The 14635-nt window shown below is 70.3% G+C and carries 13 protein-coding genes; 4 read left to right on the plus strand and 9 right to left on the minus strand.

The window, feature by feature from the left end:
* Window positions 1-12: 12 nt before the first annotated feature.
* The 4 genes from erm to AQJ46_RS20725 all read right to left on the minus strand — a co-directional run bounded on the left by erm (window position 13) and on the right by AQJ46_RS20725 (window position 4087).
* Window positions 13-786 (minus strand): ErmE/ErmH/ErmO/ErmR family 23S rRNA (adenine(2058)-N(6))-methyltransferase, encoded by a 774-nt coding sequence (erm, locus tag AQJ46_RS20710; RefSeq protein WP_059207019.1) that lies wholly within the window; start codon window positions 784-786, stop codon window positions 13-15.
* A 252-nt stretch (window positions 787-1038) separates the two neighbouring features.
* A complete protein-coding gene (locus tag AQJ46_RS20715) occupies window positions 1039-2313 on the minus strand; it encodes an ABC transporter substrate-binding protein (protein WP_059207020.1) in 1275 nt (424 codons plus the stop codon).
* Entirely contained in the window at window positions 2313-3146 is an 834-nt protein-coding gene (locus tag AQJ46_RS20720) for a carbohydrate ABC transporter permease (protein WP_059207021.1), read from the minus strand. Before AQJ46_RS20720 ends, AQJ46_RS20715 begins: the two co-directional genes overlap by 1 nt.
* Window positions 3143-4087, minus strand: a complete 945-nt coding sequence (locus tag AQJ46_RS20725) for a carbohydrate ABC transporter permease (RefSeq protein ID WP_059207022.1) — start codon at window positions 4085-4087, stop codon at window positions 3143-3145. Before AQJ46_RS20725 ends, AQJ46_RS20720 begins: the two co-directional genes overlap by 4 nt.
* Window positions 4088-4302: 215 nt before the next feature.
* Between AQJ46_RS20725 and AQJ46_RS20730 the strand changes: the two genes are divergently transcribed.
* Window positions 4303-5154: a phosphotransferase enzyme family protein gene (locus AQJ46_RS20730; RefSeq protein ID WP_059207023.1), complete on the plus strand. Its 852-nt coding sequence runs from the start codon at window positions 4303-4305 to the stop codon at window positions 5152-5154.
* Window positions 5155-5211: 57 nt separating this feature from the next.
* Here the strand turns inward: AQJ46_RS20730 and AQJ46_RS20735 are convergent, their stop codons facing one another.
* Entirely contained in the window at window positions 5212-6117 is a 906-nt protein-coding gene (locus AQJ46_RS20735; RefSeq protein ID WP_059207024.1) for a LysR family transcriptional regulator, read from the minus strand.
* Between the two features lie 80 nt (window positions 6118-6197).
* On the opposite strand from AQJ46_RS20735, the gene AQJ46_RS20740 reads away from it, so the two are divergent.
* Complete coding sequence (locus AQJ46_RS20740) at window positions 6198-7163, plus strand: DMT family transporter (protein ID WP_059207301.1); 966 nt, start codon at window positions 6198-6200, stop codon at window positions 7161-7163.
* Window positions 7124-7630 (plus strand): YbaK/EbsC family protein, encoded by a 507-nt coding sequence (locus AQJ46_RS20745; RefSeq protein WP_059207025.1) that lies wholly within the window; start codon window positions 7124-7126, stop codon window positions 7628-7630. Before AQJ46_RS20740 ends, AQJ46_RS20745 begins: the two co-directional genes overlap by 40 nt.
* 7 nt (window positions 7631-7637) lie before the next feature.
* On the opposite strand, the gene AQJ46_RS20750 is transcribed toward AQJ46_RS20745, so the two are convergent.
* From AQJ46_RS20750 to AQJ46_RS20765, 4 genes are all read right to left on the minus strand, one after another.
* Window positions 7638-8360, minus strand: a complete 723-nt coding sequence (locus AQJ46_RS20750) for a 3'-5' exonuclease (RefSeq protein ID WP_059207026.1) — start codon at window positions 8358-8360, stop codon at window positions 7638-7640.
* A 138-nt stretch (window positions 8361-8498) separates the two neighbouring features.
* On the minus strand, window positions 8499-9773 hold the full coding sequence (locus AQJ46_RS20755; RefSeq protein ID WP_208612803.1) for an SAV2148 family HEPN domain-containing protein: 1275 nt from the start codon (window positions 9771-9773) through the stop codon (window positions 8499-8501).
* Window positions 9774-9845: 72 nt separating this feature from the next.
* A complete protein-coding gene (locus tag AQJ46_RS20760; protein ID WP_059207027.1) occupies window positions 9846-11165 on the minus strand; it encodes a copper amine oxidase in 1320 nt (439 codons plus the stop codon).
* Window positions 11166-11223: 58 nt separating this feature from the next.
* Window positions 11224-12042: a hypothetical protein gene (locus AQJ46_RS20765; RefSeq protein WP_057611068.1), complete on the minus strand. Its 819-nt coding sequence runs from the start codon at window positions 12040-12042 to the stop codon at window positions 11224-11226.
* A 196-nt stretch (window positions 12043-12238) separates the two neighbouring features.
* Between AQJ46_RS20765 and glgX the strand changes: the two genes are divergently transcribed.
* The gene (glgX, locus tag AQJ46_RS20770) at window positions 12239-14365 is read left to right on the plus strand and encodes a glycogen debranching protein GlgX (protein WP_059207028.1); all 2127 of its coding nucleotides are present in this window, start codon (window positions 12239-12241) and stop codon (window positions 14363-14365) included.
* The last annotated feature ends 270 nt before the right edge of the window (window positions 14366-14635 follow it).

Raw genomic sequence — 14635 nt, forward strand, 5'->3', positions numbered from 1 at the left:
CTCGAATCTCCCTCATGCCACCAGCACCGCGTGCAGTCGCAGCCACTGCTCGGGCGGCACCGCTCCTACGAGTACGGCCCGGTCGAGACGGGCGGCTCGGAATGCCGCGTCGACCCGGCGCCGGGGGTGGGCCCGGCACAGCGACGCACGCAACGAGCCGCCGACGCCCGAGAAACCGAGCTCCACCAGATGTCGCCAGCTGTCCTGGGCGCTGGGTTCGAGCAGCGGCGTCCGGCGGCGCTCGATCCGCAGGATCCCCGTGTCCACCCGTGGCGCGGGCCGGAAACTGTGCCGACCGACCCGGCCCACCAGCCGCCATTCATGACGGGGCCAGCTCAGGACCGTCAGCTGCGTCCACCTCCCGTAGTCCCCGGTGCGCTTACGGGCGTACTCGAGCTGGGTGAGGAGTGTCGCGTCGGTGAGTGCGGGAGCCCGCAGACACCAGTCGACGATGTCCGCGGTGCGCGAGAAGGGCACGTTGCCGGCGACGGCGAACGGCGTGAGGGGCGGTCGGGCGCCGAGGAAGTCCCCTTCGACCACGTGCACGTGCGGGGTGTCCGAGAAGCGCTCCCGGAGCGGGGGAACAAGCCGCGAGTCGATCTCGTACGCGAGCAGACGGCGGCAGCGCGGGGCGAGCAACTCGGTCAACGCGCCTTTTCCCGCGCCGACTTCGAGCAGCAGCGGGGTCGGTCGCGGTACGGCGAGTCCGGCGAGGCGTGCGGCGGCACGACGGTCGGCGAGGAAGTTCTGCGAGAGCGCGCGGGAAGCGCGGGTGGGGCGGCCCATGGCCAGTGGTCCTTGTCTTCCGTGACGGGAAACGGGCAGACGAAGGCCCCGACCGGAAGACTGGGGAAAGAGAAGCGCGGACGCGCAGGCGTCAGAGGGTGTCGCGCCCCGGGCCGGTCAGGGCTCCGGGGCCGCGCCGCATCCGGATGGAGTGCGTGCAGCCCCGGCCGAGACCGGAGATGTTCATCGCGTTGGAAGCTCCCACGGAGGGCACGCTAGGCGCGGGCCCTCGACGCCGACAACCGAATTACCTCAGCGCTGGTAGCGGGCCAGCACCAGGTTCCCGTCGTCCTCCAGACGTTTGCGCAGCTCACCGAGGCCGATGGCACCGCTGTAGTACTCCTGGAAGGCCGGTGTGGCGACCTTGTCCTTCCACTCCGGGTAGCCGCGGACGGACTGCGCGGGAGCCGTGGTGAGGTGGGAGGCCAGGGCCGTACCGGTGGCCCAGCCGTCCTTCGTGACGTGGAGGGCCGGATCGGCGAGCGCCTGCGTCCCCGTGGGCAGCATCCAGTCCCCCAGCGCCAGCCGGACCATGTTCTTGGGCCGGAGCAGGAAGTCGATGAACTCGGCGGCCTCCTTCTTGTGAGGGCTGTCCTCCGCCACGGACAGGGTCTGCGGGCTGACGCCCTGGGTGAGCCCGTCGGCGCCGGCCGGGGCCGGCAGCACCTGCCACCGGAAGCCCTTCGGCGCCTGCTGCGCGATCTGCTGACGGTAGGAGAACCCGAGAGGGACCATCGCGTACTTGCCGCCGAAGAAGCCGGGCAGGGTGTCGGAGCCACCGCTGCCGAGTGTGGTGGGAGAGGCGCTGTGATCGGTGTTCGCCTGGTCGTGGATCGTCCGGGGCACGGTCTCGTCGGCCTTCTCGAAGCGGATGGTGACCTTTCCGTCGGCGCCCCGGTGGAAGAGCTGTCCGCCGGCCGACAGCGACAGGTTGAGGGTCGCGCTGACGGGTTCCTTGAGCGGCCAGGCCACGCCGTACTTTCCGTCGCCGCTGAGCCCCTCGGTGATCCGCCGGAACTCCGCCCAGCTCCACGGGTTTTCGGGGGTGGGGATCCGGACGCCGGACTCCTTCAGCCACTCGGCGTTGGCGATGAGGACACGGGGCTCCTGGAGGAAGGGCACGCCGTAGACCCCGTCGCCGAAGGTGGCCGTCTCCCAACTCCGTTGCGGGATGTCCGACTTCAGACGCTGGGGCAGCAGGTCCGTGAGGTCCGCCAGGTAGCCGCCGTAGGCGAAGTCCGCGAGGTCGTCGGAGGCGTCATGGATGATGTCCGGTGCCTCGCCGCCCTCGAAGGAGGTGAGCAGCTGGTCGTGGACGCTGTCCCAACTCCCCTGCACATACTCGACCTTCACGCCGGGATGCGTCGCGTTCCACTCCTTCACAAGTGCCTTGTTGGCCTCGACGGAATCCTCCTGCCAGGCAAGGGACTGGAAGCGGAGGGTGACACGGCCGTCCTCGGGCGTGCTCGTGCCGGTACACCCGGCCAGGAGCAGAAGGAGGACTCCGACGAACCAGCGGGCGCGCATCAGCTCTTCACCGCCCCGGCCAACATGCCTCCCGTGATACGGCGTTGGATGATCGCGAAGATGATCAGCGAGGGAAGGGTGGCGAGGAAAGCGGCCGCCGCCAGGGGGCCGAGGTCGGCGACGCCCTCCGCGCCGATGAAGTGGGTGAGGACGACCGGCAGGGTCTGTTTGTCGGCGGTCTTCAGCAGCACCAGCGCGAAGAAGAACTCGTTCCACGCGGTGATGAACGCGAACAGTGCCGTCGCCACGATCCCCGGCGCGAGCAGCGGCGCCGTCACCGACACCAGGGTCCGCAGACGCCCGGCGCCGTCGACGGCCGCCGCCTCCTCCAGTTCGGTCGGCACGGCACGGACGTACCCGACGAGCATCCACAGAGCGAACGGCAGCGCCCACACGACGTACACCAGTACAAGACCCACAAGGGAGTTGATCAAATGGAGGTTCTTCAGCACCAGGAACAGCGGGATGATCACCAGCACCAGCGGGAAGGCCTGGCTGACCACCACCCAGCCCGTGGCGGCCTTCGCGAGCCGGGTGCGGTGGCGTGCCATGACATACGCCAGCGGGGTCGCGATCAGTACGGCGATCACGGCGGCGGCGGACGCGGCGAGCAGGGAGTTTCCGGCGGCGCGCAGCAGGGGCTGTTCGTCGAAGGCCTGGCGGAAGTTGTCGAGGGTGGGGTCCCGTGGGATCCAGGTGGGGTGCAGACTGCCCAGTTCTCGCGGGGACTTGAAGGCGGTGGAGACCAGCCAGAGGAAGGGGAAGGCGAGGAAGACGAGATAGGCGAAGAGGGCGGCGTACTGGCCGACGCGGCCGGTGGTGCTGGTCCTCATGCCCGGTCACCTCCCGTTCGCTCCTTGAGCCGGCCGACCAGGAAGAGGGCGAGGAGGAGGGAGATCACGGCGACCATCACGAGGCCCATCGCGGCCGCGTAGCCGAACTGGCCGTAGCGGAAGGCCTCTTCGTAGGCGAAGAGCATGGGGAGCCGGGTACGGCCGCCCGGTCCGCCGCTGGTCAGTACGTACACCAGGGCGAAGGAGTTGAAGTTCCAGATGAAGTTGAGGGCGGTGATCGCGAGGGCGACCGGCCGCAGGGCGGGCCAGGTGACGGTGCGGAATCGGCGCCAGGCGCCGGCGCCGTCCATGGCGGCCGCCTCGTGGAGTTCGCGTGGGGTGTTCTGGAGGCCGGCGAGCAGGGTGACCGTCGTCTGGGGCATCCCGGCCCAGACGCCGACGACGATCACGGCGGGCAGGGCGGTGGACAGGCCGCTGAGCCAGTCGCGGCCGTCGCCGAGGCCGAAGGTGCGGAGGGTCTCGTTGAGGACACCGGCGTCCGGGTTGTAGACCAGCCGCCACATGACACCGACGACCACCTCGGGCATGGCCCAGGGGATGATCGCGAGGGCACGGGCGAGCCAGCGCAGTTTGAGGTCCTGGTCGAGCAGAAGGGCGAGGCCGAGCGCCAGCAGGAACTGCGGCACGGTCACCCCGACCGCCCACACCAGACCGATCCGGAACGACTCCCAGAACAGGGTGTCGTGCAGCAGATCCTGGAAGTTGAGACCGCCTATCCACTGGGTGGCCCGGGTCCGGCCCGACTGGGCGTCGGTGAAGGCCAGCAGAATCCCGTACAGCAGGGGTCCCACGCTCAGCACCAGGATCGGGATCAGCGCGGGCAGCACCAGGAACCAGGCCCCGCGGTCGGGAGGCCTGCGGTCCCCCTCGGCGCGCGGTGCGCCCTGCGCCGACCGCTCCGTCGCGGTCACCAAGGTCACGTCATCGGCTCCTTCGCACGGTTCGTGACGTTCCGGCCCTCCTGGCGCCTGGGCCTCCGTCATGGTCGTGAAGGGGGTATGCGCCGTCAAGGCAGCGCGCACACGGGCCCACCTGTGGGAATGCGAGACTGGCCGGGGGATGGCGTGAACTCGACGCCGTTCGCGGTGGCAATACACAGGCATGCGGGACATGTCAGGACCGGGAGGGCCGGACGATGGACGAGGCACGGGCGCGGGACGTACTGGCCGCGGCGGGGGTGCTGACCGGGGCCCGGCTGCTCGCCCTGGGCGAGAACGCCGTGTTCGCCGCCGGTGACCTGGTCGTCAAGGTGGGCCGTGACGCCGAGCTCCTCGACCGGGCACGTCGTGAACTGGACATCGCCGTGTGGCTCGCGGAGGCGGAGGTGCCCGCGGTGCGGGCGGCCGAGCCGGAGGCGCGGTTGGTGGAGGGGCATCCGGTGACCCTGTGGCACCGGCTTCCCGACGCTGTACGACCCGCCGAGCCACGGGATTTGGCCGAACTGCTACGGGTCGTGCACGCCCTGCCGAAGCCGTCCTTCGACTTGCCGCCGCGTGAGCTGCTGGGTGGTGTGGAGCGGTGGCTGAGGCTCGCGGGGGACGCGATCGACCCGGCCGACGCGGCGTACCTCCGGGAGCGGCGGGACGGTTTCGCGGCGGCCGCGGCAGCGGTGACGCCTCATCTGGAGCCGGGGCCGATTCATGGGGACGCGTTGCCCCGCAATGTGCATGTCGGGCCTGACGGTCCGGTTCTCGTCGATCTGGAGACCTTCTCCTCGGATCTGCGTGAGCACGATCTGGTCGTCATGGCGCTGTCCCGGGACCGGTACGGGGTGCCTGCGGAGGCCTATGACGTGTTCACCGCCGCGTACGGGTGGGATGTCCGGGAGTGGGAGGGGTGTTCGGTGCTGCGCGGGGCCCGGGAGACGGCCAGCTGTGCGTGGGTGGCTCAGCATGCGCCGTCGAACCCCAAGGCCGTGGCCGAGTTCGAGCGCAGGGTGGCGTCTTTGCGGGACGGTGATGAGACGGTGCGGTGGTACTCGTTCTGACCGGTGAGCGAGTGCGGGTGGTCGGTGGCTGGTCGCGTAGTTCCCCGCTCCCCCGGGTCAGTCCCCTGGTCGTCGGATGGTGTGTGCCGCCCTCCTGAGCTCCGTCAAAACCGTGTGCACCGCCCTTCTTGCCGTCCTCTCCGGGCGGTACAGGGCGTCGATGTGGCGTCGGGCCCGGACGCCGCTCAGGGGTCTCAACGCCAGGGCCGGGTGACGGCGCGTCGTCCAGCGGGGCATCAGTGCCAGGCCGCCGCCCGCGGCCACCACCTCGGCGGCCACCGCGAACTCGTTGATGCGGTGGGCGAGGTGGACGCGTCGGCCCGCCGCCGCTGCGATCGCCTCGACCGTCGCCATGACCGGGAAGCCGTCGTGCACGGTGATCCATGGCTCGCCGGCCACGTCATGCGGGGTCACCCGGCGTTTGGCCGCCAGGGGGTGGTCGGCGGGCATCGCCACGTCCAGAGGTTCGTGCAGCAGCGTGGTCACCGCGACCGTGCGCGGCCAGGGCGGGGCATGGTCGAGGCGGTGGGCCAGCACGATGTCGTACTCCCGGGTGAGGCGGGGGAAGTCCTCCTGCGGGACGTCCTCGTCGGCCAGCCTCGGCACAGGGGCGCCGGGGTCGGCGAGGGCGCGCAGCAGCAGGGGGAAGAAGGCCGCGCCGGCGCTGTGGAAGGCCGCCACGGAGACCTCGCCCTCGGGCCGGTCCACGAACTCCTCGACGGTGTGCCGCGCGCGTGCCAGCGCCGTCTCCACCTCGACGGCCGCACCCGCCAGGGCCTGCCCGGCGTCCGTGAGCACCAGCCGCCGGCCGTCGCGCTCGGTCAGCGGGACCCTGACCGACCGCTGCAGCAGCCGCAGTTGCTGTGAGATCGCCGACGGGGTCACCAGCAACGCCTCGGCGACCGCGGTGACGCTGCCCAGTTCGCCGAGCTCCCGCAGGATCCGCAGCTGTCGTTCGTCCATCACGACAGTGTAGGAGTACTAAAAGATCGTTTAAGAAGGTGGATCTGGGCTTCAGCGAGCTTCTGGTGGACTGTGGGGAGGTGTCCGACGCCCGCCGTACCGACGCGGTACTCCTGCTGGTCGCGATCGTCTGGGGTTCGAGTTATCTCTCCGCCCAGACCGCGACGTCCGCTCTCCCTGTCCTGCTGGTGCTCTTCGCCCGCTACGCCCTGTCCGCGCTCGCCTGCCTGGGAGTCGTCGCCGCCCGCGGGCGAGGGCCGCGCCGCTGGACCCGTGAGGAGCTCCGGGCAGGGGTGCCCCTGGGCCTCACCCAGGCCGCTGTCCTCGTCGTCGAGACCTACGGCGTCGCCCACACCAGCGCCGCCAACGCCGGGCTCATCATCAGCCTGACCATCGTCCTCACCCCCCTCCTCGACCGCACCGGTCACCGGGGCGGCCTGCCGCCCGCCTTCTACGCCGCCGCCGGTGTGTCCGTCCTGGCCGTCGGGCTGCTGATGGCGGGCAACGGCTTCCACGCGCCCCGTCTCGGGGACCTGCTGATGCTCGCCGCCGCGGTGGTACGGGCCGGCCATGTGGCGCTGGTGGGCCGGCTCACCGCGGGCAGGGCGATACGGCCGCTGCACCTCACGACCGTGCAGACCCTCGTCGGCACGGCCCTGTTCCTCGCCCCGGCCGCACGCGAGCTTCCGACCCTGGCCCACGCCGGCCCGGCCACCTGGGCACAGCTGCTCTATCTCGCCCTGTTCTGCAGTGTGTTCGCCTTCCTCGCCCAGACCTGGGCGGTGCAGCGCACCTCGGCCAGCCGGGCCAGCCTGCTGCTCGGCACCGAACCGATCTGGGCCGCCGCGGTGGGTGTCGCCCTGGGCGGCGAGCACTTCACCGTGCTGACCGGGCTCGGGGCGGTCATGATGATCACCGGCACCTACTGGGGGCAGTCCGTGGAACGCGCCCACCGCACAACGGCTCCGCCCCGCACCGCGGTTCACCCCGTCGAAGAGGACCCCCGATGCCCGGCGACAACGCCTACGACACCTACGACCGTCTGATATCCCTGCTCGACGCCTCCTCCGTCGACTACCGGCTGATCGACCACGCGCCCGAGGGCACCACCGACGCCGTGTGCGCGCTGCGTGGACACCCCGCCGCCGAGGCGGCGAAGTGCATCGTCCTGCGGGTCAAGGTGGACCGCCGCACCACCCGGAACGTCCTGGCGGTCGTCCCTGGGGACCGGCGCGTGGACCTGGGCGCGATCCGGGCGCTCTACGCCGCGCGCTATGTCGGGTTCAGCGATGCGGAGACCGCCGAGCGGCTGGCCCGCGCGATCCCCGGCACGGTGCTGCCGTTCAGCTTCGATCCCGAACTGGAGGTCGTCGCCGATCCGGACGTCGTGGCCCGGCCCCGGCTGTACTTCAACGCCGCCCGGCTCGACCGGTCGCTGTGTCTGTCGGGCGGCGACTACGAGCGGTTGGCGAAGCCGCGGGTGGAGCCCATCGCGGGTCCCGCGCCGGAGTGACGCTCTCTCACACGGTCTCGTCGGCAGGCTCGCGCAGCGGCCAGGTGCTGTCGATCACCGCCGTCTCGTCGCCCTTGCGGCGCAGGAAGCTCTGGAAGTCCGCCGCCCATTCCGCGTACCACTCGATCTGGCGGCGGTGCAGCTCCGCCGGTCCGAGGGCGGCGACCTTGGGGTGACGCGCGGCTATCGCACAGGCGAGCCGGGCCGCGGCGAGGGCGTCGGCGGAGGCGTCGTGGGCGGCGTCGAGTGCGACGCCGTACTCCGTGCAGACCGCTTCGAGGTTGCGCTTGCCGCGCCGGTAGCGGTCCACCGAGCGGTCGATGGTGTACGGGTCGATGACCGGGGCGGGGTCGAGGCCGCCCAGGCGCTCGCGCAGGGACGGCAGGCCGTACCGGCGCAGTTCGGCGGCGAGCAGGCTCAGGTCGAAGGCGGCGTTGTACGCGACGACCGGGACGCCCGTCTTCCAGTAGGTCGCGAGGACGTCCGCGATGGCGTCGGCGACCTGGTCGGCGGGGCGGCCCTCGGTGGCCGCCCGTTCGTTGCTGATGCCGTGCACCGCCACGGCGTCCGCCGGGATCTGTACGCCCGGGTCCGCCAGCCACTCCCGGCGCCCTATGGGCTGCCCGTCCCTGACCTCGATCACGGCTCCCGTGACGATGCGCGCCTCGCGCGGATCGGTGCCGGTGGTTTCCAGGTCGAAGCCGATCAGCAGCTCTCGGTGCCAGCCCATGGGCCGTCCCCCTTCTTGGTGGTGCTTTCCCCCAGTGGTCTCCACCTTCCCATGCGCCACTGACAATCAGAGGACCGCATTCCGCTTACCGATCCGGACACTTCGGGAGGCCGGGACACTTCGCAACAGCGGAACACTTCAGGACACCGGCCGCGAATCCGCCCAGTTCGTCTCGAACTCCTCGCGGTAGGTGGGGAAGAGGCCGCTGTCGTCCACATCACCCGGCTTGACCACTCGTTGGCCGTTGCGCAGCACGAGGACCGGTGCCTCCATGCCTCGCGCCCGGCGCAGATAGGACTGCACGACCGCGATGCCGTCCGAGCCGTCGCCGTCCACGAGGTAGGCCGTGAAGCGCGGGGTGTCGTCGTAGACCTGGATCTCGAAGGCGCCCGGGTCGCGCAACCTCGACCGCACCCGGCGCATGTGCAGGATGTTCATCTCGACCGCGCGGCTCAACTCACCGCGTTTCATGCCGAGTTCCCGCTCGCGCCGCTTGACCGCGCTGGAGGCCGGGTTCAGGAACAGCAGCCGCACCCGGCAGCCGCCCTCGGCCAGACGGACCAGACGGCGGCCGGAGAAGTTCTGCACGAGGAGGTTGAGGCCGATCCCAACGGCATCCAGACGGCGGGCGCCGCCGAAGATGTCCTCGGCGGGGAACTGCCTCAGCAGCCGCACCCGGTCGGTGTGGACGGCGACCACGTCGGCGTACCGGTCGCCCACCAGGTCCTCGACCGCGTCGACGGGCAGCCGGCGGGCGGACGGCACGTCGCCGCCGGCGCCGAGTATCTCCAGCAGCTTGGCGGAGGCGCGCTCGGCCTGGCCGAGGACCGCCTCGGACAGGGCCCGGTTGCGGGAGACGACGTTGCGCGTCACCTCCAGCTCGTCCAGAGCCAGTTCGACATCGCGTCGGTCGTCGAAGTAGGGCTCGAAGCAGGGCCAGTGCTGCACCATCAGCTCGCGCAGCTGGGGCAGGGTGAGGAAGCTGAGGACGTTGTCGTCGGCGGGGTCGAGCAAGTAGCCCTTGCGGCGGCTGACTTCGCGGACGGCGACCGCGCGCTGGACCCACTCCTGTCCGGCGGGCCCGGCGGCGGCGACCACCCAGTCGTCGTGGCCGTGGACGGGTTCGTAGATGGGACGCAGAACAGCGGCCACGACGGCCCGCAGCCGCTGTTCGACGAGGTTCAGCCAGATGTAGGCCCGGCCCGCCCTCTGTGCGCGCGTACGTACCTCGCGCCAGGCGTCGGCGTCCCAGTCCAGCTCCGGCCCGATCGTCGCTCCCGCGTCCATCGGTCGTGCCAGGGACACCGTGCCGGGCGGGGCGTCTGCGGAGTTCCCCTCGTGACTCTCGTCACCAGGGGGCAACTCCAGCCCTCCCGAGCCCACCCGCGCACCGCCTTCCGCTCCCCCGAGCACTCCCCTTGCCAACGATCAAGGAAGGGTACTCCGGGAGCGGTCGGCGGTGCAGCCGGATGGACAGGGTCATTCTCAACTACCGAACTCCCAGTGGCCGTTCTGTCCGGCGAGCTCGGCCGGAGTGAGCGGATTCATAGCCGTGACGTCCCTGGGGGCGATGGAGAAGCCCTGCCAGTGGACCGGCATGGGCTGCTGGTCCTCGTCCCGGGCGATGTGGTGGAAGCCCACGTTCATCCAGACCACCGGGTGGGTGAGGGCCTGGCCGTTGACCCACTTGTCGACGGACTTGCCCGCTCCGGTGCCGCAGTTGCCAGTGTTGTTGCTGGCGAACTGCTCGCACTGGTTGTACTCGGTGAAGTACACGTCGTGCTTGGTGAAGCTGCGGCCCGGGTACTTCGTGCTCGGACCGGGGACGATCTCGTACGACCGCGGGTGCCAGTCCTTGTTCTTGCCGACCGCGCTGACCATGCGCCACCAGCGGTAGCTCTTGGCGTCGCCCGCGAGTTCCTTGGTGACCGGGGTGCGGGTGGTCTTGACGGTCGCGGCCTGCTGGCCCTGGGCGGCCGCGGTGACCGTCGAGTCGTACTGCTCGACCCGGTTCTTGGAGGAGCCGTCGAGGGCGAAGTCGAGGCGCCAGAAGGCGTTGTGGCTGTGGCTGGTGGCCTGGGCGCGGGGGCCCTTGCCGATGGGCCAGCCGCGGCCGTCCCCGGCGTCGTAGTCCTCGAAGGAGAGGCTGCCGGTCGCGCCGAGGTTCATGGTGATGGTGCCGTCGTCCTGGAAGCGCCACTCGGTCATGTACTCGTACCAGCCGACCTGGTTGACCGAGTAGACGAGCAGGTCCTTGCCCTGGGCCTGGTAGACCTTGTTCGCGCTGTCGCCCTGCATGCGGTAGGCGTGGCCGCGGGAGCGGGTGGTGGTGCACAGGCCGTTGACGTCCGGGTGGTCCGGGTCCCAGGAGTCCGGGACCTTGACGCTCTTGATGGTGCCGCCGGGACACTCGCCCGGGTCCAGGTTCATCAGGCCCTGCGCGAAGCCGAAGCCCGTCAGGTCGTCGTACTCGACGCTGCCGTCGTCGTAGGGGACGTGGATCTGACCGAGCCGGGCACTGTTGAGGACCTTGATCGGCGAGGCCTCGCCCTTGGGCTGGTAGGAGATGTTCTCCAGGACGAGCCCGGCCTTGCTGTCGTAGCGCCAGCACATCCGCCAGGTCGTGCCGCTGGAGAGCTTCTGCTCGATCTTGTAGGCGGCGCTGCACTCCGCGGCGGCCGCCGCGGCGGCCTTCGGCTGGGCGGCGGCCGGTCCCGCACCGGTCGTGACACCGGCGGCCAGCGCGGCCACGGACACACCGAGGGCCGCGTGCCGGCGGGCACGGCTGATTCTGTTGACACGCATGAAGAAATGACTCCCTTGCGGAAGGAGCAGGTGGGAAAAGTGGACTGAGGGAGGCGGATCAGCTCTCGAGCTTGGCGACCTTGCGGGCGCTCAGATCGATCACGAAGGCCCTGGCGTCGATCCAGGGGCCGTTCTTCACCTTCGGGAACAGCCGCACGCAGCGGTGCTCGCCGCACTTGTCGAGCGCCGCGGGCTGACCGCCGGGAACCGCCCGGTACACCGCGCCGGTGAGCAGCAGCTGGTTGGGGTCGGTGAGTTCCTTGTCGGTGGCGTCCTTGTAGTCGGCCTTCAGGTCCGCGCCCAGCGGGTCGGCGATCAGCAGGCTCGCGGCCTCGGCGTACTCGGCGCTGCTCAGCGGCGGCTGGACGCCGTGCTGGGTACCGGTCGCGACGACCTTGCCGCTGTCGAGGTCGACGGTCCTGGTGACGAGGGTGTCGTCCCGGTAGTCGTAGAACGTCACGTCCGCGCGGCGGGGCGCGTTCGGGTCGTCCAGTTCGCCGGCCTTCGGGTCGGCGAGGTCGACGGTGAGCCGTTCCGGTCCACGGTCGCCCTCGACGTCCTCACTGGCATTGCGCAGCTGCGGGTTCACGGCGATCTGCTCGACCCGCTGGATCTCGTCGTCGGTGAGCGGGTCGCGGCCCTTGCCCTTCTCACCCTCGGCGGCCGGCGCCTGTTCGACGACCCCGGGCGCGACGGCCCCGTCCGCGCCCTGTCCCGCCTGCGCCGCCGACTGTCCTGCGGCCGTCTTGCCGCCTCCCGTGTCGTCCGCCCCCGCCGTGCCGGGCAGGGTGATCCCGATCATCACGGCGGTCCCGGCAACCGCGATGGCCGCACCTGCCACCACCTTCCCGAGGTGGCGGTGCACTATCTTGCGCACATCTTCCCCCTACTCCCCGGGCAACTCCGGGAGTACGTTTCTGCCCCATTTGTTCGGCCCAGGCCGATTCTGTGATCGTCCTGTGGCACCGGTCGATCGGTAAGAGGGACGTAAGTCATAGGTGGTTCCATCACTTTCGTGGACACTCGAGCCCAAGGCGCCACACGGGGCGCGGGACACCTGAAAGAGTCGTTCCATGCAGGTCTGGCCTGGAGAGGCGTATCCACTCGGTGCCACGTACGACGGCGCCGGCACCAACTTCGCGGTCTTCACGGAGGCCGCGAACCGAGTAGAGCTGTGTCTGTTGCACGACGACGGCTCGGAAACGGCGGTGGAACTGCGCGAGAGCGACGCGTTCGTCCGGCACGCGTATCTGCCGGGCGTGATGCCCGGACAGCGCTACGGCTTCCGCGCGCACGGCCCGTACGCACCCGAGCGCGGCCTGCGCTGCAACTCGTCGAAGCTGCTGCTCGACCCGTACGCGCGCGCGATCAGCGGTTCCATCCGCTGGGGCGAGGAGGTGTACGGCTATCACTTCGACTCGCCCGACAAGCGCAACGATCTCGACTCGGCGCCGCACACCATGACGTCGGTCGTGGTCAACCCGTACTTCGACTGGGGCGACGACCGGCGGCCCCGGATCGGGTACCACGAGACGGTGATCTACGAGGCGCACGTCAAGGGCCTCACCATGCGGCACCCGGGGCTGCCCGAGGAGCTGCGCGGCACCTACGCGGCCCTCGCGCATCCCGCGATCATCGAGCACCTGGTGGAGCTCGGCGTCACCACCCTGGAGCTGATGCCCGTCCACCAGTTCGTGAACGACCACCGCCTGGTCGACATGGGCCTGAACAATTACTGGGGCTACAACACCATCGGTTTCTTCGCCCCGCACAACGCGTACGCCTCCTGGGGCGACCGCGGCCAGCAGGTCCTGGAGTTCAAGTCGGCGGTCAGGGCGCTGCACGAGGCCGGGATCGAGGTCATCCTGGATGTCGTCTACAACCACACCGCCGAGGGCAACCATCTGGGCCCGACGCTGTCCTTCAAGGGGCTCGACAACCCGCAGTACTACCGCCTGACCGACGACCAGCGGTACTACATGGACACCACGGGCACCGGGAACTCGCTGCTCATGCGGTCCCCGCACGTACTCCAGCTGATCATGGACTCGCTGCGGTACTGGGTCACCGAGATGCATGTCGACGGCTTCCGCTTCGACCTCGCGGCGACCCTGGCCCGGCAGTTCCACGAGGTGGACCGGCTGTCGTCCTTCTTCGACCTGGTGCAGCAGGACCCGGTGGTCTCCCAGGTGAAGCTGATCGCCGAACCGTGGGACGTCGGCGAGGGCGGCTACCAGGTGGGCAACTTCCCGCCGCTGTGGACCGAGTGGAACGGCAAGTACCGCGACACCGTACGGGACCTGTGGCGGGGCGAGCCGCGCGCGCTCGCGGAGTTCGCGTCCCGGCTGACCGGTTCCTCCGACCTCTACCAGGACGACGGAAGGCGTCCCCTGGCGTCCATCAACTTCGTGACCTGCCACGACGGGTTCACCCTCCACGACCTCGTCTCGTACAACGACAAGCACAACGAGGCCAACGGCGAGGACAACCGCGACGGCGAGAGCCACAACCGGTCCTGGAACTGCGGGGCGGAGGGCGAGACGAACGACCCCGCGGTGCGGGAACTGCGCGCCCGGCAGATGCGCAACTTCATCGCCACGCTGATGCTGTCCCAGGGCGTGCCGATGATCAGCCACGGCGACGAGGTCGCGCGCACGCAGCGCGGCAACAACAACGCCTACTGCCAGGACAGCGAGCTGGCCTGGGTGGGATGGCCCGAAGCCTCCGGTGAAACGGGGCTCGGCGCCGAACTGCTGGCCTTCACGCGCGCGATGGTGTGGCTGCGCAAGGACCACCCGGTCTTCCGCCGTCGCCGCTTCTTCCACGGACGGCCCGTGGAGGGCACCCACGACGAGCTGTCGGACATCGCCTGGTTCACGCCCGAGGGCAAGGAGATGACCCAGCGGGACTGGGACCGCGCGCAGGCCTCGGCGCTGACGGTCTTCCTCAACGGCAACGCGATCTCCGAGCCCGGCCCCCGCGGGGAGCGGATCACCGACGACTCGTTCCTGCTGATGTTCAACGCCTCCCCCAAGGCGCTGGACTTCGTGGTGCCGGTCAACCACGGCCGGCAGTGGCAGGTCGTGGTCGACACCGGCCGCCCGGACGGGGTGCCGCCGGGCACGGGCGTGAAGGTGCCGGCCGGGGATCGGCTGACGCTGGTGGACCGCAGCATGGTGGTGCTGCAACGGCCCGTCTAGCAGGGTGTTCGTGTGCCCGTCACGGGGGTACGCGCGCGTGGGGAGCGTTGTCGGCGCGTCCGGGGTACGAGGTCGGATGCGCCGTCGGCGTGCGGACGGGACCGTACCGTCGTGCCGCCGAACGTCGGACGTCGGACGTCGGACGTCGGAACGGGACGGTATCGTCGCTGCGTCGACGGTGGGACGGGACGGTACCGTCGCGCCGTCGTCAGCGGGACAGCACCGTCCCGTCGCGCCCCCGACGTCACGACGGGACCGTTCCGTTCCCAC

This window comes from Streptomyces canus (assembly GCF_001514145.1).
Taxonomy (GTDB): domain Bacteria; phylum Actinomycetota; class Actinomycetes; order Streptomycetales; family Streptomycetaceae; genus Streptomyces; species Streptomyces canus.

Coding starts and splice junctions, on each gene's coding strand:
- AQJ46_RS20720 (WP_059207021.1), bottom strand. CDS start 3,146: ATGAGGACCAGCACCACCGGCCGCGTCGGCCAGTACGCCGCCCTCTTC.
- AQJ46_RS20745 (WP_059207025.1), top strand. CDS start 7,124: ATGCCCGGCGACAACGCCTACGACACCTACGACCGTCTGATATCCCTG.
- AQJ46_RS20735 (WP_059207024.1), bottom strand. CDS start 6,117: ATGGACGAACGACAGCTGCGGATCCTGCGGGAGCTCGGCGAACTGGGC.
- AQJ46_RS20760 (WP_059207027.1), bottom strand. CDS start 11,165: ATGCGTGTCAACAGAATCAGCCGTGCCCGCCGGCACGCGGCCCTCGGT.
- AQJ46_RS20750 (WP_059207026.1), bottom strand. CDS start 8,360: ATGGGCTGGCACCGAGAGCTGCTGATCGGCTTCGACCTGGAAACCACC.
- AQJ46_RS20730 (WP_059207023.1), top strand. CDS start 4,303: ATGGACGAGGCACGGGCGCGGGACGTACTGGCCGCGGCGGGGGTGCTG.
- erm (WP_059207019.1), bottom strand. CDS start 786: ATGGGCCGCCCCACCCGCGCTTCCCGCGCGCTCTCGCAGAACTTCCTC.
- AQJ46_RS20715 (WP_059207020.1), bottom strand. CDS start 2,313: ATGCGCGCCCGCTGGTTCGTCGGAGTCCTCCTTCTGCTCCTGGCCGGG.
- glgX (WP_059207028.1), top strand. CDS start 12,239: ATGCAGGTCTGGCCTGGAGAGGCGTATCCACTCGGTGCCACGTACGAC.